At 52.1% G+C, this 19,688-nt stretch carries 24 protein-coding genes; 3 read left to right on the top strand and 21 right to left on the bottom strand.

What is annotated here, in order from left to right:
- Positions 1–12 precede the first annotated feature (12 nt).
- Positions 13–933, bottom strand: coding sequence for a non-homologous end-joining DNA ligase (gene ligD, locus BLP91_RS07830; RefSeq protein ID WP_091569246.1), 921 nt, complete (start codon positions 931–933; stop codon positions 13–15).
- Between the two features lie 126 nt (positions 934–1,059).
- On the opposite strand from ligD, the gene BLP91_RS16740 reads away from it, so the two are divergent.
- Together BLP91_RS16740 and BLP91_RS07825 are read left to right on the top strand one after the other, a co-directional pair.
- Positions 1,060–1,221, top strand: coding sequence for a hypothetical protein (locus BLP91_RS16740; RefSeq protein ID WP_176757894.1), 162 nt, complete (start codon positions 1,060–1,062; stop codon positions 1,219–1,221).
- A gap of 77 nt (positions 1,222–1,298) precedes the next feature.
- The gene (locus tag BLP91_RS07825) at positions 1,299–1,604 is read left to right on the top strand and encodes a hypothetical protein (protein ID WP_091569243.1); all 306 of its coding nucleotides are present in this window, start codon (positions 1,299–1,301) and stop codon (positions 1,602–1,604) included.
- Between the two features lie 9 nt (positions 1,605–1,613).
- On the opposite strand, the gene ku is transcribed toward BLP91_RS07825, so the two are convergent.
- The 12 genes from ku to BLP91_RS07765 all read right to left on the bottom strand — a co-directional run bounded on the left by ku (position 1,614) and on the right by BLP91_RS07765 (position 12,361).
- The gene (gene ku / locus BLP91_RS07820; protein WP_091569241.1) at positions 1,614–2,420 is read right to left on the bottom strand and encodes a non-homologous end joining protein Ku; all 807 of its coding nucleotides are present in this window, start codon (positions 2,418–2,420) and stop codon (positions 1,614–1,616) included.
- Positions 2,421–2,432: 12 nt separating this feature from the next.
- Positions 2,433–3,827 (bottom strand): tetratricopeptide repeat protein, encoded by a 1,395-nt coding sequence (locus tag BLP91_RS07815; protein WP_091569238.1) that lies wholly within the window; start codon positions 3,825–3,827, stop codon positions 2,433–2,435.
- A 147-nt stretch (positions 3,828–3,974) separates the two neighbouring features.
- A complete protein-coding gene (gene panD, locus BLP91_RS07810; RefSeq protein ID WP_091569235.1) occupies positions 3,975–4,358 on the bottom strand; it encodes an aspartate 1-decarboxylase in 384 nt (127 codons plus the stop codon).
- 2 nt (positions 4,359–4,360) lie between these two features.
- The gene (gene panC, locus BLP91_RS07805) at positions 4,361–5,224 is read right to left on the bottom strand and encodes a pantoate--beta-alanine ligase (protein ID WP_091569232.1); all 864 of its coding nucleotides are present in this window, start codon (positions 5,222–5,224) and stop codon (positions 4,361–4,363) included.
- Positions 5,221–6,081 carry a 3-methyl-2-oxobutanoate hydroxymethyltransferase gene (gene panB / locus BLP91_RS07800; RefSeq protein ID WP_091569230.1) on the bottom strand — a complete coding sequence of 287 codons (861 nt, stop codon included), beginning with the start codon at positions 6,079–6,081 and terminating at the stop codon, positions 5,221–5,223. Before panB ends, panC begins: the two co-directional genes overlap by 4 nt.
- A gap of 261 nt (positions 6,082–6,342) precedes the next feature.
- The gene (locus BLP91_RS07795) at positions 6,343–7,314 is read right to left on the bottom strand and encodes a biotin--[acetyl-CoA-carboxylase] ligase (protein WP_091569227.1); all 972 of its coding nucleotides are present in this window, start codon (positions 7,312–7,314) and stop codon (positions 6,343–6,345) included.
- Entirely contained in the window at positions 7,295–8,530 is a 1,236-nt protein-coding gene (locus tag BLP91_RS07790; protein ID WP_091569225.1) for a CCA tRNA nucleotidyltransferase, read from the bottom strand. The genes BLP91_RS07795 and BLP91_RS07790 overlap by 20 nt, the downstream gene beginning before the upstream one ends.
- Positions 8,527–9,660, bottom strand: coding sequence for an N-acetyl-alpha-D-glucosaminyl L-malate synthase BshA (bshA, locus tag BLP91_RS07785; RefSeq protein ID WP_091569222.1), 1,134 nt, complete (start codon positions 9,658–9,660; stop codon positions 8,527–8,529). The genes BLP91_RS07790 and bshA overlap by 4 nt, the downstream gene beginning before the upstream one ends.
- Positions 9,661–9,666: 6 nt before the next feature.
- Positions 9,667–10,377, bottom strand: a complete 711-nt coding sequence (gene bshB1, locus BLP91_RS07780; RefSeq protein WP_091569219.1) for a bacillithiol biosynthesis deacetylase BshB1 — start codon at positions 10,375–10,377, stop codon at positions 9,667–9,669.
- Complete coding sequence (gene mgsA / locus BLP91_RS07775; RefSeq protein ID WP_091569217.1) at positions 10,377–10,790, bottom strand: methylglyoxal synthase; 414 nt, start codon at positions 10,788–10,790, stop codon at positions 10,377–10,379. Before mgsA ends, bshB1 begins: the two co-directional genes overlap by 1 nt.
- 334 nt (positions 10,791–11,124) lie before the next feature.
- On the bottom strand, positions 11,125–11,928 hold the full coding sequence (gene dapB / locus BLP91_RS07770; protein WP_091569214.1) for a 4-hydroxy-tetrahydrodipicolinate reductase: 804 nt from the start codon (positions 11,926–11,928) through the stop codon (positions 11,125–11,127).
- A 46-nt stretch (positions 11,929–11,974) separates the two neighbouring features.
- Positions 11,975–12,361: a nucleotide pyrophosphohydrolase gene (locus tag BLP91_RS07765; protein WP_091569211.1), complete on the bottom strand. Its 387-nt coding sequence runs from the start codon at positions 12,359–12,361 to the stop codon at positions 11,975–11,977.
- A gap of 171 nt (positions 12,362–12,532) precedes the next feature.
- On the opposite strand from BLP91_RS07765, the gene BLP91_RS07760 reads away from it, so the two are divergent.
- Positions 12,533–13,378 (top strand): YitT family protein, encoded by an 846-nt coding sequence (locus tag BLP91_RS07760; protein WP_091569208.1) that lies wholly within the window; start codon positions 12,533–12,535, stop codon positions 13,376–13,378.
- Here the strand turns inward: BLP91_RS07760 and BLP91_RS07755 are convergent.
- The 8 genes from BLP91_RS07755 to BLP91_RS07720 form a co-directional block, all read right to left on the bottom strand.
- The gene (locus tag BLP91_RS07755; RefSeq protein ID WP_091569205.1) at positions 13,359–14,174 is read right to left on the bottom strand and encodes a sporulation protein YpjB; all 816 of its coding nucleotides are present in this window, start codon (positions 14,172–14,174) and stop codon (positions 13,359–13,361) included. The two genes, BLP91_RS07760 and BLP91_RS07755, sit on opposite strands and share 20 nt — an antisense overlap.
- Before the next feature lie 147 nt (positions 14,175–14,321).
- Complete coding sequence (locus BLP91_RS07750) at positions 14,322–14,972, bottom strand: DUF1405 domain-containing protein (protein ID WP_091569202.1); 651 nt, start codon at positions 14,970–14,972, stop codon at positions 14,322–14,324.
- Positions 14,973–15,040: 68 nt separating this feature from the next.
- The gene (locus tag BLP91_RS07745; RefSeq protein ID WP_091569199.1) at positions 15,041–15,847 is read right to left on the bottom strand and encodes a menaquinol-cytochrome c reductase cytochrome b/c subunit; all 807 of its coding nucleotides are present in this window, start codon (positions 15,845–15,847) and stop codon (positions 15,041–15,043) included.
- Between the two features lie 24 nt (positions 15,848–15,871).
- Positions 15,872–16,543: a menaquinol-cytochrome c reductase cytochrome b subunit gene (qcrB, locus tag BLP91_RS07740; protein ID WP_091569196.1), complete on the bottom strand. Its 672-nt coding sequence runs from the start codon at positions 16,541–16,543 to the stop codon at positions 15,872–15,874.
- Positions 16,544–16,546: 3 nt separating this feature from the next.
- On the bottom strand, positions 16,547–17,071 hold the full coding sequence (locus BLP91_RS07735; RefSeq protein ID WP_091569194.1) for a Rieske (2Fe-2S) protein: 525 nt from the start codon (positions 17,069–17,071) through the stop codon (positions 16,547–16,549).
- Positions 17,072–17,242: 171 nt separating this feature from the next.
- Positions 17,243–17,692, bottom strand: coding sequence for a DUF2487 family protein (locus BLP91_RS07730; protein WP_091568550.1), 450 nt, complete (start codon positions 17,690–17,692; stop codon positions 17,243–17,245).
- Positions 17,693–17,755: 63 nt separating this feature from the next.
- Complete coding sequence (locus BLP91_RS07725; protein WP_091569383.1) at positions 17,756–18,307, bottom strand: ReoY family proteolytic degradation factor; 552 nt, start codon at positions 18,305–18,307, stop codon at positions 17,756–17,758.
- Positions 18,308–18,457: 150 nt separating this feature from the next.
- Positions 18,458–19,585, bottom strand: coding sequence for a hypothetical protein (locus BLP91_RS07720; RefSeq protein WP_091568547.1), 1,128 nt, complete (start codon positions 19,583–19,585; stop codon positions 18,458–18,460).
- Positions 19,586–19,688: the final 103 nt, after the last annotated feature.

Genomic DNA, 19,688 nt, shown 5'->3' with positions numbered 1-19,688 from the left:
CCGGGTTTTTACTTATGATTCCGGCAATCGGAAGCCCACTACCGTGGGAGAACGAAGCGTGCCCTGGGGAGTCCACTCCAGATAGCGCACATCCACCCGCAAGATCGGCTCGACCCAAATCACCCCGGGGTTTCTACCCGTTGGCGGATTAATAACCGATGGATCCTCCCTTTTAAGAGAGGAGAGCGCATCGGTCAGTAGTCGCCGTTCCTCCTCCTTCAATCCGGAACCCACCCGTCCGATATAGATCCAGCGACCCTCATCTTTGATCCCCAACAGTAGCGAATGAACCTGCGACCCGCTGTAAAAGACACCCACCATTGTAGCGGTCAGCTTCTGAAAATGTTTCACTTTCTGCCAGGATGGATCCTTCCGAGCAGGACGATAGACTCCCTGTCGTTTTTTCATCACCACCCCTTCCCACGCTTTTTCTCCGGTGAAACGCCACAAGCCGAATCCGTCATCAAAGCTTTCACACCGGTGGATCACCTCTTGCGAATCAGTGGGGATGAGGTGGGAGAGCACTTGTAACCGTTCTTCCAACGGCTGATCCATCAGCGATTCTCCGTTATGAGAAAGAATGTCGAAAACCATATAGTGGACCGGGATTTTCCTCATCAAGGTGGACAGTTTTTTGCGGTTACTAATAAGCTCCCGTTTTAGCACCTGAAAAAAATCGGCTTTGCCTTGATTCATCACCACAATCTCCCCATCCAATATGGCCGATGAACAGGACAGTGTGGCAGCCGCCTGGACCACCTCGGGGTAGTTCTCCGTCCGTCGCCGCTGCTTGCGGTTAAACAATTCGATCTCTGCCCCCTCCAGGTAGGCCAGCATCCTTACACCGTCCCATTTTACCTGGTAAAGCCAATCCTCCGATTGAAATAGGTTTTCCCGGGAGACAGGCTCCATGGGGATCATCGGATCGACCACGGCGGTCCCTCCTCCGCGCGTTCACCGATTCTCATAAACGGTGTGGTTTACCTACATGAAACATGAAAAAATGATTCGCGAATAACATGCTTATATATGAACTCCTGTTTGAAAGGAAGTGACAGGATGCCTGCTCTGCTTGTACAAATTGCCTTGGTTGTGATTTTGGTCCGTGCTGCGTACACGGTGGTGCGGCATTTCCAAACTTCATCTCCTGATTGGTTTGAGGCCGCTTTTCAAGTTTCGATCGGGATCGTCTCTCTCTGGTTACTGCTCGACTATTTTTAGCCAGGGAAAAAAGGCTTTAGCATGATTCCCTCTTCCGCTCCATAGACATGTACAAAACACGGGAGGGCGGATGAGGGATGGCGAAAAACCATTGGATCCAAGCCCTTTTGGTGACGGCGATCGCTATCAATCTGATGCTGGTCGGCATATTGATCGTCAGACACCAGGTGGAACCCGCGGGTGTGATCCCCGCTTCGGCCAAACCGGGGCAGACGGCACTCCGCTCGGAGATTCAGCTGCAATACCAAGGAACCACCCAGGAAAGGAATTGGGAAGTAGAGCACTACCGCAAGGTGGAAGTATTTCTGGATAAAAAAGGACGCGTAGTCAAAACCAAACCCACCGGGGAAGAAAAACATGTTCGCTATTGGAAAGGTACTTAAATCGCGAACTTATTTGGCGGCTTTCTTGCCGCCTGTTTTTCGTTTTTTTCTTCCTGATTCCTCCAGACTGGCTTTGAGTGCATCCATCAGATCCACCACTCGTTCCGGTTGTTTTTCCGGTGCTTCCACAATCTCTTCCCCTTTGATTTTCTTGTCGATCGCTTCCTCCACGGCCTGCCGGTATTCGTCCTGATATTGATCCGGGTCGAATTGGGTAGTTAAATTTTCGATCAATTGTTCTGCCATATCCATCTCTTTTTCTGGCAGATCCAGATTCTGCGGGACATCAGGTATTTGCCCGGCGTCCCGCACCTCATCCGGGTAAAAGATCGTCTCCATCACCAAACAGTTTTGATACACGCGGACCACTGCCAGCGATTGTTTGGACCGGATCGTGATCTTAGCCACTCCGATTTTACCCGTTTTATCCATCGCATCCCGCAGCAATGAATACGCCCGATCTCCGTTATCACCGGGGCCCAGGTAATACGTTTTATCGAAGTAAATCGGATCGATCTCTTCCAGCTTCACAAAATCCATAATCTCAATCGATTTCCGCTGCTCCGGCAGGATCGATTCCAATTCTTCCTTTTCCATCAACACAAACTGATTGTCGGCATACTCGTACCCTTTCACCACTTCATCCCAAGGGATGTCCTCTTCGCAGGTGGGACAGTAGCGATGATACTTGATCGGGGTTTTACATTTTTTATGGAGGCTGCGAAAGGAAACACTTTTTGATTGTGTGGCGGTAAACATCCGGACCGGGATGTTGACCAGTCCGAAACTGATGGAGCCTTTCCAGATGGTGTGCATAACGGAATCCTCCTAGAGAACCGAATGTTTCTTTTCCAAGGGAAGGTTTTCCCAACATTGCCGGGTGCGGTCCGTCTGGCCATTTAATAAATGACACAGTCCTTCATAAAAGATGGGCTCCTCCCAACGGGGACTTAACTCCCGTGCTTTTCGAAAAGAATCGATCGCAAGAGCAGGCCGTTGTCTGGCCAGATGCACCCGCCCCAATTGGTAGTACCCCAGAGAGCGGTTCAAGGGATCCGGCGAATCGATCACCTGCCGCGCCACGGCTTCCGCGTGATCGTAATCCTCTAGGTTGAGGGAGAGGCGGGATTGTAATACGAGCCATAACGGGTGTTCCGCCAAATGCTGCGGTAATCGGATCAGAGCTTTTTGCACCTGTTTTTCATCCCCGGATTGCAATAAATACCAGACATAGGTGAACAAAAGATCCTCATGTTTCGGTTCCAGCGTCAGCCCTTTTTGCAGCACGGCATATGCCTCTTCCTTTCTCCCTTGCAGCCATAAGTTCCAACTGAGCCCGTGGTAACCCTTGGCTTTCTTCGGTTCGGCTGTCACCAATTTTCCGTACCAGAGAATCGCTTGGCCCGTATCGCCCATTTGCTCAAAATGGCGGGCAATAGCTTCCATCACGGCCGGGTGACGGGCTTTTTGGTATGCGGCCATTCTCCAGTAGAGGACGCTTTCCCGATGTCCCGCCTGTTCATAGCAAACCGAGAGATAATACATCGACTCCCAGTCTTCCTCGTCGTGGCGAAGTGCGTGGAAAAAGAGGGGAATCGCCTCGTGGTAACGTTCCAGACGGAAATAACAGGCGCCTAAGTTAAACCAGGTATCTCCGTCTCCACTTTCCTCATCTGTAGACAGACACCGTTCAAACTGTTTAATGGCCAGTTCGTCTTGGTTGCGCTGTACATGGATGCAACCCAACATATGATGGGCGAAAGCGCTGAAACGAGGGGAGTCGGAGGTGACGGCCACCAACTGAAATTGCCGGTAGGCCTCCATCCACTTCCCCTGTTGAAAATCGCTTAAAGCCAAGTACAGCCGTCCCAGTAGAAACTCCGGTTCTTTTTCAACCACATCGCGAAAATAAGGACGGGCTTCTGTAAACATCTGCAGTTGATAATACCCCTGACCCTGCCGGAAGGAACGAACCGCTTGTCTATCTAGGTAGAACTCCTCTCCCAGCTCCTCCTCTTCCTCTGCCAGATCCGGATGGATTTTCAAGATGGAGGCAACATGTTCCTCCAAAAGGATCCATCCCTCCAACAGATCGTGAACCTCTTGGTGGAGCTGGTGAAATTCCTCTCGCAACCGACAACGGTCATTGGGAGTGGCCTGTTCGTAATCGGCTTCGATATCGGATAACCGCTGCTTGATCTGCTGCAGCCACTGCTGGATCATTCTCCACCCTCCTTTTTACAGGGACTCTTTCAGAGTATCTCCCACGGGGGTGAATCCATGCGCAAGCAAAAACAAAAGGAACCCAAAGGGTTCCCGTGAAAAGATGGATAAAAGTTATTAGGGATTTGTGATACAAACTGGTCTTTATTACACCACCGTTCTGTGAGCTTCTCCCCTCCGCAATTCGAGAAGTCGATTCCGGTCATCCATGATGGCGATCCGGGGGCGGTGGCTTTGGGCTTCTTCCTCAGTCATCGTTGCGTAAGACATCACGATCACTTGGTCCCCAGGTTGAACCAGACGGGCTGCGGCACCATTTAAACAAAGGATACCGCTCCCTCTCTCCCCGGCAATCACATAGGTTTCCAAGCGAGCACCGTTTTGGTTGTTGACCACTTGTACTTTTTCATGGGGCAGAATATCCACCGCCTCCAACAAATCCGCATCGATGGTGATACTGCCTACATAGTTTAGGTTGGCCTCGGTTACCGTAGCCCGATGGATTTTAGCCTTCATCATGGTGCGAAACACGGTCACCGCCTCCCCTCTTTTGACCAGATCCGATTATCGATTAGACGCGTATGGCCCAACCGGACTGCCACCGCGGCAATCACTGATCGGTTTTCAATGGATGGAACGGGCTCCAGCTCGGGGTAACTTAATACATCCACATACTCGATCACCAGCTCCGGGATGGTTTCCATATGATCGCGAATCCGCTTGATAGCCTCTTGCGGGGTTTTTAGTCTGCCGGCTTCTCTTTCCCGGGTTGCGTCATCGAGGGCTTGAGGAATCACAGCAGCCAGCTTGCGTTCCTTCGGGGAAAGATACAGATTGCGGGAGCTCATCGCCAGCCCATCTTCCTCCCGGACGGTCGGGCAGGGGATCACCTGGACGGGAAAATTGAGATCGTCCACCATTTGGCGAATCACCGCTACCTGCTGGGCATCTTTCAGACCAAAATAAGCCTTATCTGGTTGGATGATATGGAACAATTTAGAGACCACAGTGGCGACTCCATCAAAATGACCCGGCCGATGGGCTCCGCACAGTCGTTCTGTCAGGCGAGAGACCTGGACGGTAGTGCGGATACCCGAGGGATACATTTCCTCCACCCTTGGTGCAAACACCCAGTCGGCCCCTGCCTCTTCCGCCAGGCGAACGTCCCGCTCCAAATCCCGAGGGTAGCGGTCCAAGTCTTCCCCGGGCCCAAATTGAAGCGGGTTGACGAAAACCGATACCACCACTCGGTCACACTCCTGTGCCGCCTGTTCGATCAGACTGAGGTGACCCTCGTGCAGAGAACCCATGGTAGGAACCAACCCCAAGCTCTTCTGTCTCCCTTCTTTTTGCAAGATCCTCCGCATCGTCGCGATCTGGTTCACGGTGGTGGTCATCGTTCTTCTCCCTCCTTGCTAAATAAACGTTCCTTCACCGCGGAGGGCAGCGAATAGATGTGATCTGTGCCGGGAAAGGTCCCTTGCCGTACCTCTTGTACATATTGGCGAATCCCCTGCTCCACTTCATCTCCGATCTTAGCGTAGGTTTTGACAAAGGAGGGACGGATTTCGCTGGCGTATTGCAACAGATCGTGGTAGACAAGGACTTGTCCGTCGCAGTGACGGCCCGCTCCAATGCCGATCACCGGAATCGGCAACCGTTGTTGGATTTGTGCGGCCACCTCTTCCGGAACGCATTCCAGAACCAGAGCAAACACCCCTGCGTCAGTCAATCGCTCCGCTTCTTCAACCAGTTTCTGTGCGGATGCCAGGTCTTTCCCCTGAACACGATAGCCCAGCTGGTGTACCGCTTGGGGCGTCAACCCGATATGTCCCATCACCGGGATCCCCGCTCCAACACAAGCGCGGATTCCTGCCAACACTTCTTCACAACCCTCTACCTTGATTGCACCCGCTCCTCCTTCCTGTATAATCCGCCCCGCCGCTTTCAGGACTTCATCCCGACTGAGGTGGGCGGTGAGGAAGGGAAGATCGGTGACCACTAGCGGACGATCGGCCCCTCGAACCACTGCCTGGGTATGGTGCAGCATATCCGACAGTGTCACCGGCACCGTCGACTCATAGCCGAGGACCACCATTCCCAGGGAATCCCCGACTAAAAGCAGGTCGGCACCGCCGGCATCCGCCAATTTGGCCGATGGGTAATCATAGGCGGTCACCATCGCGATTTTGGTTCCTTCTTTTTTCATCCGATCCAGTGTCCGAAGCGTCACGCGGGTTTTCTGGAGTGACACGACTCATAACCTCCTTGTGTGATGCGCTCCGGAGGCAGAGGGAGAAAAACAAAAACACCTTTCGGCCCATCAAAAGGAAGCCAGAAGGTGTCGGTTTTCCAACTTACCCCTGTCTCCGTCCCCGAGGGCTCAGAGCAGATTTTGTTTATACTTGGCCGAAAACTGAGAATAAACAGGTTGCAGCGTGCGGCTCTATATGATGCCGCCGCTTCCCTTTTCAGGTTAAACCATCTTCTCCCCTCTGACAACCCATTCCCCATGCTAATCGATATCGGCGGAATAGACGGGCTGAAGGTGGTCTTGATGACGGATCAATAATGCTCCCGAAGGGTCCAATCCGACGGCCATCCCAGCAATCGTTCCCTGGGACGTTTCGGTCCTTACCTCTCGTCCGATCGTCTCCGCATACTCCTCCCACAAAATCCGCACGGGCTCAAAGCCTTGTTTTAAATAAGCATCGTAAAATTCCTCCAGGGATTGAAGGATTGATGCGATCAGCGTCACCCGATGGTACGTTCGCCCTCCTTCGATCGCCAGCGAGGTCGCAACCTTCATCAGCTCATCGGGCAAGAAGTCCTCCAGGGTGTTCACATTGATGCCCATTCCCAGCACAACATACTGGACTTGATCCTGTTCACCCCGGGTTTCCGTCAGGATGCCGCAAAACTTGCGACCATTGATCAACAGATCATTGGGCCACTTAATTCGGATGTCCAATCCCGTTTCCCGCCGGAGTGCCCGGGTGAGGGCCACTGCCGCCATCAGGGTCAATTGGGGGGCCTGGGCTAGGGTAATCGTCGGTCGAAGAATCAGGCTCATCCAGATCCCTGAATGTGGCGGTGAGTGCCAAGCCCGATCCATGCGCCCCTTTCCTTTCGTCTGCTCCTCAGTCAGTACCAACGACCCTTCGTTCGCCCCTTTCCGAGCCCAGTCATGGGCTATAAGCTGAGTGGAGAGTACCTGGGAATGGTACTGGATGGACCATCCAAACCGTTGGGATCGCAAATGGGGTTTCAGTTCTTCCGGAGCCACCCGATCCGGACGGTGCACTAACCGATATCCTTTCTTGGGACGAGCTTCTACTTGATACCCTTCCTTCCGCAACTCTTCAATTTGTTTCCAGATCGCTGTCCGGCTGCATTGCAGGCGGCGGCTGATCTCTTCTCCCGATGTAAATGCATCTCCCTGCTCCAAGAGCAGGGATAACAACTGTTCACGAATCCGACTGGACAAGGCGACATCCCTCCTGTATCAGTGCATCCTGTCGATTTGGGATCTCTCCGAGAGCGACAGCTTCCGTCAGGCTTCGCAACACCCGTCCCGTCCATGGTCCAGGCGTGCGGCCGACAGCTTTGGACAGTTGCCGGCCATTGACGGCCAGTTCCCTCGAACTATGCACCGGCATTTCCTGGTACCACTTGCACAGCTCAGCAAGGCTTGTTTCCTCTTCCCGCCGACTCCACCCTCCGATCTTGGATGCCGTTGTCAGTGCGGCTTGGACCGGTTCCAACCCCATCCTCAACAGCTTCTTTTTTCCGGCTGTGGAATCCGTCCAAGGAAACCGCTCCGCCAACGCCAACTGATAAATCAAAGCGATTTTCCGTACCTCTTTCGATGGCAGGCGAAAGCCCGCTAGATAAGATTTCGCTTCCTCGGAGGGAACACGACATAAATACAGTAGCAGGCTCCAACGGACCCGACGATCACGGACCTGGTCCACTCGCTGCAGGGGAATCGAGGGCGGCGGAATCGGCTGTGGCCAGTTTAAAAATGGGGGCAGATGAGCAAATAGATCCAATTCCCACAACCATTGCAGCCCTCGGGAAGGTTCCTCAGCTTTCCACCATTTCTCCCATTCCTGGGTGATCCGTTCCACCGGCAGATATTGAAGCAAAGTTTTCTGTTGACAGAGGGCGGTGAGGGTCGACTCCGCTAACCGAAACTTCAACTGGGCGGAAAACCGAAGCGCTCGCACCATTCGCAAGGCATCTTCCGCGAATCGATCCGTTGCTGGCCCCACTGTGCGGATCACTTTTTCCGTAAGATCCTTCCTTCCGCCAAATGGATCGAAGATATTCCCCCTTCGATCCATTGCTATCGCATTAATAGTGAAATCACGACGGGCCAAATCCTGATTCAGATGGGAAACAAAGATGACCTGGTCCGGTCGCCGGTGGTCACTGTACCCCGTCTCCTTCCGAAACGTAGTCACCTCAACCGCCACCCGATCCTGCAAGACAGTCACTGTTCCGTGAGCGATACCGGTAGCAACCGTTTTGGGAAACAGAGATTGGATTTGCTCCGGACGGGCATCGGTGGTGACATCATAATCTTCCGGTTCCTTACCCAATAAGCGGTCCCGAACGCACCCGCCCACCTGGTAGGCTTGATATCCCGCCGCCTCCAACCGGGCCATCACCTGGTCGCAAGCGCGGGCCGAATGGTTCATTGATCAATCACCTGCCGATACAGCTCTTCATACTGATCAGCGATTTTCTCTGCGGAAAACTGAACCCGGGCCCGCTGAATACCTTGCTCAGAAAACCGGCGGTACAGCTCCGGGTTCGACAGCAAGCGGACCGCATAGTCCGCCATCGCTTCCACATCTCCGATCTCCGACAGATATCCCGTCTCCCCGTGCTCCACCACCTCCGGCAAACCGCCGGCATTGGAGCCGACTGTAGGCACACCACAAGCCATTGCTTCCAACGCCACCAGGCCGAAGCTCTCTTTAGCAGAGGGTAACAGCAACAAATCCGCCAGGGAGATCAAGCGGGCCACCTCATCCTGTTTTCCCAGAAAAGTGATCCGCTCTTCAAGGCCCAATTCCTTGGCCAACTCCAGGGAATGGGACCATTCTGGCCCCTCCCCGACCAGGAGCAAACGAGAAGGAAGCTGAGACGTCACTGTTGCGAAGATCCGGATTACATCGTCTGTCCGTTTGACAGCCCGGAAATTGGAAATATGTAATAAGAGCTTCTCGTCCGGGCCTGCGTACTGGGAACGGATATCCGAGACATCGATCGGTTGGTACACCCGTGGATCCACAAAATTATAGATTCGGTTCAACTTACGATCCACACAAAACAACTCTTGAGTCTGCCGAATCAGATCATCGGAGACGGCAGTTACCGCATCACTTTTATTGATTCCAAAACAGATGATATCCTTCAGGGACGGGTCCTCACCAAGTACTGTAATATCCGTCCCATGTAACGTGGTCACCACCTTCAATGAATCTCCTACCATCTGCTTGGCCAGATACGCGCACACTGCGTGAGGAACAGCATAATGAACATGGAGAACGTCCAGGTCATGCATTTTTGCCACCTGGGCCATCCGATTAGCCAACGCCAAATCGTAAGGGGGAAAACGGAACACCGCATAGCGGTTGGCTTCCACCTCGTGGTAATGGACATTATGGTAAAAACGACCCAGCCGAAATGGCATATCGTAGGAAATGAAGTGAACCTGGTGGCCCCGTTCCGCCATCAATTTCCCCAATTCCGTGGCTACCACCCCGGATCCACCGTGGCTAGGATAACAAGTGATTCCGATACGCATGAATTCTCCTCCCATCCCTACTTAAACTAATGAACTCATGGAAATCGGTTGGGCGCTAACCAATCCTTCCCCGTAGGTGACTCCGATCTGATGTCCCCAGATCTGATCTCGCCCTTCCACCATTGGGATGTAAGTCGGACGATTCAGCGGCGTATCCCGACGGTCCGGGCCCGGTACAAATTGGCTTTCAAAAGCCAGAATCGCCTCTTGTTTGTGTTTATAGACATCGCTGACATCCACAATCACATCGGCTTGTCCGGTATTGTTGATAAAATAGAAAAAAAGCTGCTCTACCCGGTGGGGAGCCTCTCCTTGCGCGGCTGCTTTTTTTCGGATCGCTGCATCAAACACCGCCTCTCGCACCATGCGACTGCAAGCAGTATGATCCGGATGCCGATCCTCCCAGTGCGGGGCCAGCACCACTCTCGGTTGCAGTCGCCGAATCAAACGAACCATCCATTCCAGCTGCTCGTCGGATCCCTTCAAGCCCCTGTCCGGAAAACCCGCACGATAGCGTCCGGACAAACCTAAAATCTCCGCGGCCCGGTCTGCTTCTTTCCTACGAGTGGCCACATCCCCGTTCGTAGATAGCTCCCCGTCGGTCAAATCACAGATGGCCGTTGAGATACCCATCGCCCCATGGCAAGCTAAAATGCCAGCGGCTCCGATCTCCACATCATCGGGATGGGCCCCGAAGGCGAGTAGCTCCACTTTAGCTGCCGAGCCTTCCATTATTCATCTCCCCTTTCCCCTCGGATCACATGTCTCCAATCTAAGTCCCCTTGCTTCATGGACCGTATAAAGATCTCAGCTGAAGCAAGATTGGTAGCCACCGGAATCTCATGGACATCAGCCAGGCGCAAAAGTGCTAAAATGTCTGGTTCATGAGGCTGTGCAGTCAATGGATCTCGTAAAAAAATGATACAGTCCAACCGGTTTTCGGCCAGTAAAGCTCCGATCTGTTGATCCCCTCCCAAGGGGCCGGACAAAAATCGATGAACGGATAGCCCTGTAGCTTCCGCTATACGGGACCCTGTCGTTCCCGTGGCGTACAATACATGGTCCGTTAATAGCTCCTGATAAGCGATTGCAAATCGAACCATCTCTTCCTTTTTCTCATCATGGGCGATCAGCGCGATCCTCATACCGTTCCTCCTCTGCCCTTTCTCGATCCATACTCTGTAAAAATAAATGGTCACGTACCATCGACCGATCACACGCACTGCAAACAATGCGCTAAAAAACCCACCCGGTACACCCTACCGCGCGGGAAGCGACCTGTGTCAAAGGTTGTCTTTTTGAATTGACTTCATTATATTCCATTTTAAAAACCGAAATCAAGAAACCCAAGGTGGAATCAGGCTTGTTGAGAAGCTTGATGCCCAACGATTTATAGGTCTGTGAAACAAACTTGTTTACATTTCAGTTTTTTTACTGACAAAAAACCCACCGTCGCGGTGCGACGGTGGGTTTTTTGTGTTAGAGATCCATCACATTTTCCAAACCGTAGATCAGGCCGGTTCGATTCATCACTTCCTCCACCGCCAGCTTGACTCCCGGCATAAACGATTCCCGGTTCATTGAATCATGCCGGAGGGTCAACAGCTGCCCTGGCCCTCCGAAGAGAACCTCCTGGTGGGCTACCAGGCCGGGAAGGCGGACACTGTGGATACGAAATCCATCCCGGTAACCCCCGCGGGCTCCTTCTAGAGTTTCCTTCTCCTCCGGGTGCCCTTGTTTTTTCTCTTCTCTCTCGCGGGAAATCAGCTCTGCTGTTTTCATCGCGGTACCGGAGGGGGCATCCAGTTTTTGATCATGGTGCATCTCGATCACCTCTACATCCGGCAAATATTTGGCCGCTTTGGAGGCAAACACCATCATCAGGACTGCACCCAGGGCAAAATTAGGAGCGATGATACCGCCAATCCCTTGTTCCCGGCAACGCTCGTCCAGTTGTTTGATCTCTTCTTCAGTCAAACCGGAAGTTCCCACAACAGGCCGTACACCGGCGTCAATCGCCAGCTCCACGTTTCGTTTGACTTGTTCGGGAGTAGTAAAGTCGATCCATACATCGGGTTGACCCTGTTCCAGGGCATCCTCTACTGAATCAGTCAAGGAAATGCCCCATTCACCGATCCGGTTCACTATCCCTACATCCTTCCCTGCTTGGGTACGGCTTAGGGCGGCTGTCAAGATCAATCCTTCCTCCCGGGCGATCATCTTTACTGTTTCACTGCCCATTCGACCGGTTGCGCCGGCCACAACTACACGAATCGGATTCATAGCATCGCATCGCCCGGTATCCGGGACCGGGCGTGCTCCCCTCCTTTTAATCTAGGTCCTCTTTCGTTTTATCTTCTGGCTCGATTCGAGTCCAACGATTCGCATCCCGGGTGTTATACTTGTCCATCACCAACTGAAACGCTTCATCTAAATCAATATGTAGTGAGTTGGCAAAGCAGATGATGATAAACAAGAGGTCACCCAATTCCATCTCCATGCTGCGGTCGGCTTCATCTGTTTTCTTGGGTTTTTCACCATAGCGATGATTCACTTCCCGGGCCAGCTCCCCCACTTCTTCCGTCATGCGGGCGAGCATGGACAGGGGGTGAAAATAACCCTCTTTAAATTGAGAAATGTATCGGTCCACTTCCTGCTGCATATCGCTCATTTTCTTGCTGTCCAACTTTCTCCCCCCTCTCCATCCCACTTTCATCGTAACGGATCCGCAGAATGAAGACAAACCTGTCTTTTCCCGGAGTGGAACGGAACCCGTTGACGGATAATAAGGAATCCGGGTGGAGTATTATCTCACCTCATTGCCGTCCCCCCTGAAGGTCATTATAATAAGGCATGCTGAACATCCTTTCATGGAGGAGGCAAAGCGATGAAAGCCTTGTTGAAACACGTGCGACCCATCTTGATGATACTCTTAGGGTCCCTGATTTTCGCCCTAGGTGTCAATTATTTCGCCATTCCCAATAAACTCTCCGAAGGCGGCTTCACTGGGATCTCCCTGATTTTTTTCTATTTGTACGGCTTTTCACCTGGCATGGTCATCCTGGTGCTTAATATTCCCCTTTTTATTTTGGGCTACAAGGTATTTGGCAAGCGCACCCTCATCTACACCATCATCGGTACCACCTTCGTCTCTGTAGCCCTCTGGTTGACCGAAGGTAACTACGAAACGGTAAATGACCCCCTGCTCGCTGCCTTGTACACCGGGGTGATGGTCGGCAGCGGCCTCGGGCTGATCTTCCGTACCGGGGGAACAACCGGCGGCGCAGACATCATCGCCCGCTTAGGCAATAAATATCTCGGTTGGAGCATCGGGCGAACGATGTTTCTGTTTGATTTGTTGGTGATCGTCGCTTCTGCCTTCTTCATCGGTCGCGAAAAAGCGATGTATACCGTAGTCGCTGTTTTTATCGGAGCGCGGGTGATCGATTTTGTAGTGGAGGGATTGGACACCGCCAAAGCCGCCACGATCATCTCCAGCTCCGCTGTCGACATTTCCGAACAAATCAATCGTCAAATGGGGCGAGGCGTCACCTTGCTCAAAGGTCGAGGAGGCTACACCGGAACGAACAAAGAGGTTCTCTATGTGGTAATCAGCCGCAACGAGCTGCCCCGGATGAAAAACCTGGTCCACTCCATCGACCCTTATGCCTTTGTCGTGGTCCATGATGTTCGGGATGTGCTAGGTGAAGGATTCACCTATGACCGGACATAACCCCCTCAGGAGTGTGGCGGTATTTTTGCCAACCGACATATAACAACGCACTGGCGATAATACCGCCCAGAATTACGGCTGACATCGGCCAGGCAGGACGGCCTGTGTGAGCTACCGCCAACACATTCTGATCCTTTCCCTTGATCAGGGGAGGGATCATTTGTTCCCATTGATCGAGAGGAGTGCGCAGGCGGCTCATTTGCATCGGCTCCCGCTTCACCGTTTGCTCCATGGAGTGAAGGATAGAACCCACGGCTCCCACCACCTCAGGTTTTCGGGAAACGAACAATGCCGGTTCCAACTGCTCATAGTGGCGAACCATGATCCGGATGCGGGAACGTACCGTCTCCGGTTGATTTTTTTTCATCGCCTGTCTCACCCTCGCGATGTCTTCCAACAGCTGCGGCTCATATTGGTGCCACAAGGGTTGATGAGGATGGGCCAAAGCATCAAAGGCCAGCCGCATCCGCTCCGAGGCAAATTGCAATCGATCGGGACGTGGCATCACCCTGACTAGCTCCCGATCCAACTCCACCAATGTATCTGAAAGCGACTCGATTCCCTCCACTTGCAAATCCTCCTGGGAAAAGTCCCCCTTGGAAAAGTTGTCGGCCAATCGGTTCAGTTCACCCTTCGCTTGTTCCCACTTCCCTTCATCCACCAACCGATCAATATTTTCCGCCTGACGGGACCAACTTCCCGGACCGTTCCCTTCTTCAGCCATCACTATCATCGGACCCACTAACACATGGAAGATCAGCCCGATCAGCATCCAACCCCATAACACCCGTGGCACAACATCCTCCTCCTCCGGACAAGACGATTTTCTATCATCTTATGCATGACCGACCCGGACATGAGGAGGGCATGAAACTTTCAATAAGCGGACCTTGTCAGGTTCGTTCCCAATATAATATTTGGTTTGCTGTACAAACTGGTTTTTTTAATGGAAATTCAACCAGAGGGTATATTCCCATTTCCGGTCTTCTTTTTCCGGCCAAGTCAGAATAGCAAAGAGCGTAAGGCTGATCAGACTGAGACCGATTGTAAAAATAGCCACCGCAGAATCCAACCCGATCATGGACAGGGGAAGCCAGGGATGAAGATCCAGGCCGTAATCGACCCCATCGTTTAATAGGGTCCAAACCCCGACAAGAATAAGCTCCTTTCTGCCGAAGGTGAAAAACCGGCTGTAGAGGACACCTTCCAAGGCCATACCCAGATGAGAACCCATCAACATCCAATCGGTCCAGGTGAGTGCTTGCAGAAAGGGACCCTCCGCCAGGGCCGCTCCCACCAGAATCATGGCCACCGCCCAGATCCCGTATTTAAACAGGGTTACACCGGCAAAGGCTTCCCAGAATGGACTCCGCCTGCGACAGAGATACAACAGCAAAACCCAGGAGAACGCCAGGCTGGCTGTCGGACTGTCAGGGACAAACAAGTTGAGCCAGTTTCCTGTGGCGATTAACTGGTTTTTATACCAGTAAAATCCGTATATCGAACCGACCAGATTGATCAGAAACAGCACCTGCAAAAACCACCGACGATCCAGCTCCGTTTTCCATCGATCCCACCACCACCGTAACTGCAATGAACATCCCTCATTTCCAATAGAAAACCCGGCCCGTAACGGGGCCGGGTGGTGCGGGGAAATCCCCGTCACTGCTGTTCTTTTTCTTCTTTCGGCGGATCTTGTTTAGCCAGCCACTCTGCGAGCTGACGCTTTTCTTCCTCAGTTCCCTGGAACATACCGGCAGGCATCTGACCTTTCCCTTCGTCCATGATCGTAATGATCTCTTCCGGGGTATACGCGTCACCGATGCCTCTCAGCGCGGGGCCCTGCAAGCCTTCCAGCTTCTGACCGTGACAGTTGACGCAAGCATTGTTCTTATAGATCTCATAAGCGGGATCTTCGGGATGAACAATTTTCGCATCTTCACTGGTACCCTTCGGTTGGGATGCCAATTGTTTTTCATGTTCGTCCCACGCAACCCAAGTCAATGTAACGATCGCCACCAGGGTCAGGAGTGCGATGCCGGTGGTGACCGGCCGCTTGAATGGACGGCGATCCTTGCCACGATCCAGCCACGGCGCCAAGAACAGCCCGCCAAACAGGAGGCCCGGAACCACGACGGTTCCCAGAACGACAAAGGGACCGGAGGCCCATTTAAATTTCAGTAGTTCATACAGGAACAAAAAGTACCAGTCCGGTACCGGAAGGAAGCTGGTGTTTGTCGGGTCGGCTTGTTGGCCCAAGGGCGGTTTTTCAGACAAGACCAAAGCCATGAAACCGACGAGTACCACAACACCAACCATCCATTCCTTCAGCAGGAAGTTCGGAAAAAACGCTTCCGTCTTACCGGGAAACTCAGAATAATCCTTAGGAACGGGTCGGTTTTTATTGACCTGAACCCTCGAGTCACCCACAAAGTGGACTTCTTGATCCTTACCCTCATTGTGTGCCATATGTTTTCCCCCCTAACCTTCGGCTTATAACGGCCCCGAGATCCCTTGCTTCCGAATCAGGAAGAAGTGAGCTCCCATCAGGCCAAGCAATGCGGCCGGGAGGAAGAAGACGTGCAAGGCAAAGAATCGCGCCAGCGTCTGCGCCCCGACAATCTCTCCCCCCTGCAGGAATGTGGCGATGAAGCTACCAACCACCGGAACGCTGGCCGCAATTTCAATCCCCACTTTGGTGGCAAAGTAAGCTTTATTGTCCCAGGGCAGAAGATACCCGGTAAAGCCGAGGCCGAGCATGGTGAAGAATAGCAACATTCCAATCACCCAGTTGAACTCACGGGGATGTTTGTAGGAACCCGTGAAGAAAACTCTCAGGGTGTGCAAAAACAGCATAACAATCGAAACGCTGGCTCCCCAGTGGTGCATTCCCCGTACAATATGTCCGAATGCGATTTCATTCTGGAGATAATCGACGCTCTTCCAGGCATTTTCAATATCCGGAACATAGTACATGGTCAGAAACATTCCCGACAGGATTTGAATGACCACGATAAAAAAAGTTAACCCACCGAAGCAGTAGATAAATGCCGAGAAATGGTGAGCGGGATTGACGTGTTCCGGTACTTCATGGTCGGCGATATCCCTCCACATCGGAGTGATATCCAGCCGCCGGTCTAACCACTCGTAAGCTGTTTTCAGCATAATTTAGGCACCTCCCCCGCGTGTTTCTAGAGGGCCCAGAAGGAGCCTCCCGCCTTCTACTTTGTAGGCGTAAGTATCGAGTGGGGCATTGGGCGGTGTTCCGGGGACATTCACCCCATCCTTTGTGTAAAGACCCCCGTGACAGGGACAGTAAAACTGATCCTGGAAACCGCCGCCCTCCCATTTCACCGTGCACCCTAAGTGCTTGCAGATCGGGGAAAGCGCCAAAATTTTGGAACCTTCCTTCAGTACCCAGGCAGTCGCTTTCTCACCGCCTTCTTTCTGGTACCAACCGTCTTTACGATGAATGCGGAATTCGACTTTTTTGGGTGATTCGCCGAATTCATCCACCGGCCCGACGTCCACAAACTTCGTATCCGTTCCCTTTTGTAAGAGCGGATCGACAGCGAATCGAATCATCGGGAACAACACACCAGACGCAAGAAAACCGCCGGTACTCGCTATCGTGTAGGTTAAAAACCGGCGGCGTGACATTCCCGGCTTCCGCTGATTTTCCTTTTCGCTCACGACTCTTCCGACCTCCCTCTATACGACAATAACGTCCAACCGGACCGGAACCATGAGGATTACTAGGACATACTCATGATAGCCAACGGGCCGAAGCAATGTCAAGAACGGGGACGAAGGCATCCGGCTGATTTCGGGAATCAGCTATACTTTGTCCCGAAACCCTTTTCATCATTCACCAAAGTTTTGGGTTTCCCAGGTGGCGACCACCTGTTGACAAATCGCCTCCACCTCATCCTCCAGTCGGCTTTCACTCTCTTCCCCTGAAACGGTCAACAGCTTCCAAGCATCCCCCGCATTTTCCGTGAGCAGCCCTTCATGAGAGCGGGGGGCGAGTAAGAACATATGGTGAAAACCGCTCTTCTTAAAGCCGCAAACGGTATGTTCTACATACTGTCGCAACAGGCTATCATCAGCTGAACCGTAGGGTATTCCCGGCAGCAAGAGAAGCCTGCCCGACAACTCCCGCTCCACACCGTCCGCTACTTCCCGCACTCTTTGCGCTTCGCCAAGATCCGGTTCTTTTCCAGGAATGCGCACCTCATAGACAGGGATCAGCAGAGTATCCACATAGGGAGCCCATTTGTGCCAATCCGAATCAAACAGACTGGAAAGCCTCAAAAGTCATCCCTCCCAGGCCACCAAATTAGAAAAGTCCGGCATATGCCGGACATTATATCGGAATTATCGCCTGTTTTGAATCAGTCCCAGCCATTGTTCGGTCAATTGTAAGAATTGCTGTTCGTCACCATTTTTGAGCGCCTCATCGATCCGTCGGTACAAATTCTTTTCCCGGAAATCACGCACCGCTTCATCGAGGATCATCTCCGCCAGCAGGTTGAATAAAGTATCCTGTACAACATCTTGTCTTTCCATGGGATTAACCTCCAATACAGCGGCATATTCGGGACAAGTGGACTTATCCTTGAAACAAAGACTGATATAAAGGTCCTCTTCCTTGTTGGAACGTATATCGTAAAAAGCTGTTTCTACGTCGGCGCTCACCCGCTTGTTCTTGGCGAACTTAAAGGGTGTCATGCGGACACACCGGGTTGATATCAGGATTGTTTTCGGCAGGTGGCGCAAACTATCCACAAAATGGGTGCGTCTGAGCAGTTGATCGTCGGAACACAAGTAATTGAGGAGCCAGGCTGCCTCCCTTTTTTGCAGCTCATAGCGGTTCAAAAACCATTGGATAAACTCCTTCTTTTCCGAGACCGTCACACATTCGCCCATCTTCATCCCCCCATCCTGGATAGATAGAGAATATTTAGACATTTACTAGCGACATCAGGTACTGCTCCAGATAGTGTATCTAATAACTATGACTGTTGCTTTTATGTTTATTCCACAGGATCAGGGGCTTTTCCTGCTTGATGGACAAAATTATTTCCTCGAAGAAATTTCCACGTAACGCTTCTCCAATCCCTTTTCCGTAAAACCCGAAATACCGGATACCCGGGCATGCCCCATCGGTGTCATTCTGATCAACCTTTCTCCCGCATCCGACTCACCGATACGCAAAAGACCCAGGTGCATCATCATCCGTAAAATACGTCGAAACAAATCTTGCTCCGACTCGTAGTAATATGGACGAAGCCAATCTCGGACCACATTCTCCCATCTATGTGTCGGTTGCCAGCGGTCCTGACAGAGAAGGTCGATCCACTTCACGACAATCGCTAATTGGGGGATTGGACGGCGGTAGAGGCGAAGCCAAAAACGGTACAGCTCCTCTCCCTCCCCTCGCTCCCGATCACGGAGACGCCTCACTCCCGCTTCACTCAAGTACAATCGTCCCTCCCATTCATCCTCTAGGATGTATCCCCGAAAATAGGCATAGTCATACAAAAGAGAAAAGCGCTCCGGATACTGGTGGTAGCGACGCCCAAATCCAAACCGCCATCCTTTCCCCGATACCGGCTTCTCCCCCACATGGAAACGGTTCATCAATTTCCGCTGCTGTTGTCTGTAGATGGCTCCATCGGTGGTTAATTGCAGCTCCTCCTGAGAAAGAAAATGGAGAAAAGCAAACAAGTCTTCTTCCAGCAACCCTTCCTCATCCCGATAAGCCGAAGGAAAGCATCGGCCTTCTTCTACCTGCATCGATTCCTTAAACAATCGGAGATAACGGCGCCGCAAATCTTCCGGAACTTCAAACAAGGCTCGTTTTTTCCCAGTGACACCAGGAAAAAGCCACCCCTTCCTCAACCCTAAGATCACCAGATCTCTAGGTGTGTTGCCTTTGTCACCGGCACAGACGCTTCCTTTCGCCAACAATTCTTCCATGCTGAATACACTTCGCGAATCAAAACAGAGCTGTTGCAAAAAGCGCGACTCCTCCGGGGACAACGCCTCAAGCTCTCCCTTCAGTTGACTCTGACCGCCTAAGTGAAACAAAATTTTTGAAATCAGCCCATTTTTGGAGTGATCCTCTTCCCCACATCCATAATGGAGTGCCATCCGTTTTAAATGATCAATATCCGCGTATGTGAGCAAGTCCGCAAATTTCATTCCAAAAGCCCCTTCACTCTTCGATTACATTCTCTCTATTTATCATGGCTTCTTCATAAGCCTTACATTCATAGGAGTTGGAGTTTGTTTCGCAAACTTGTTT

The organism is Melghirimyces thermohalophilus (assembly GCF_900102685.1).
Taxonomy (GTDB): domain Bacteria; phylum Bacillota; class Bacilli; order Thermoactinomycetales; family DSM-45169; genus Melghirimyces; species Melghirimyces thermohalophilus.
The sequence above is the reverse complement of the archived record's forward strand: the minus strand, read 5'-3'. Positions and strand labels throughout refer to the sequence as shown.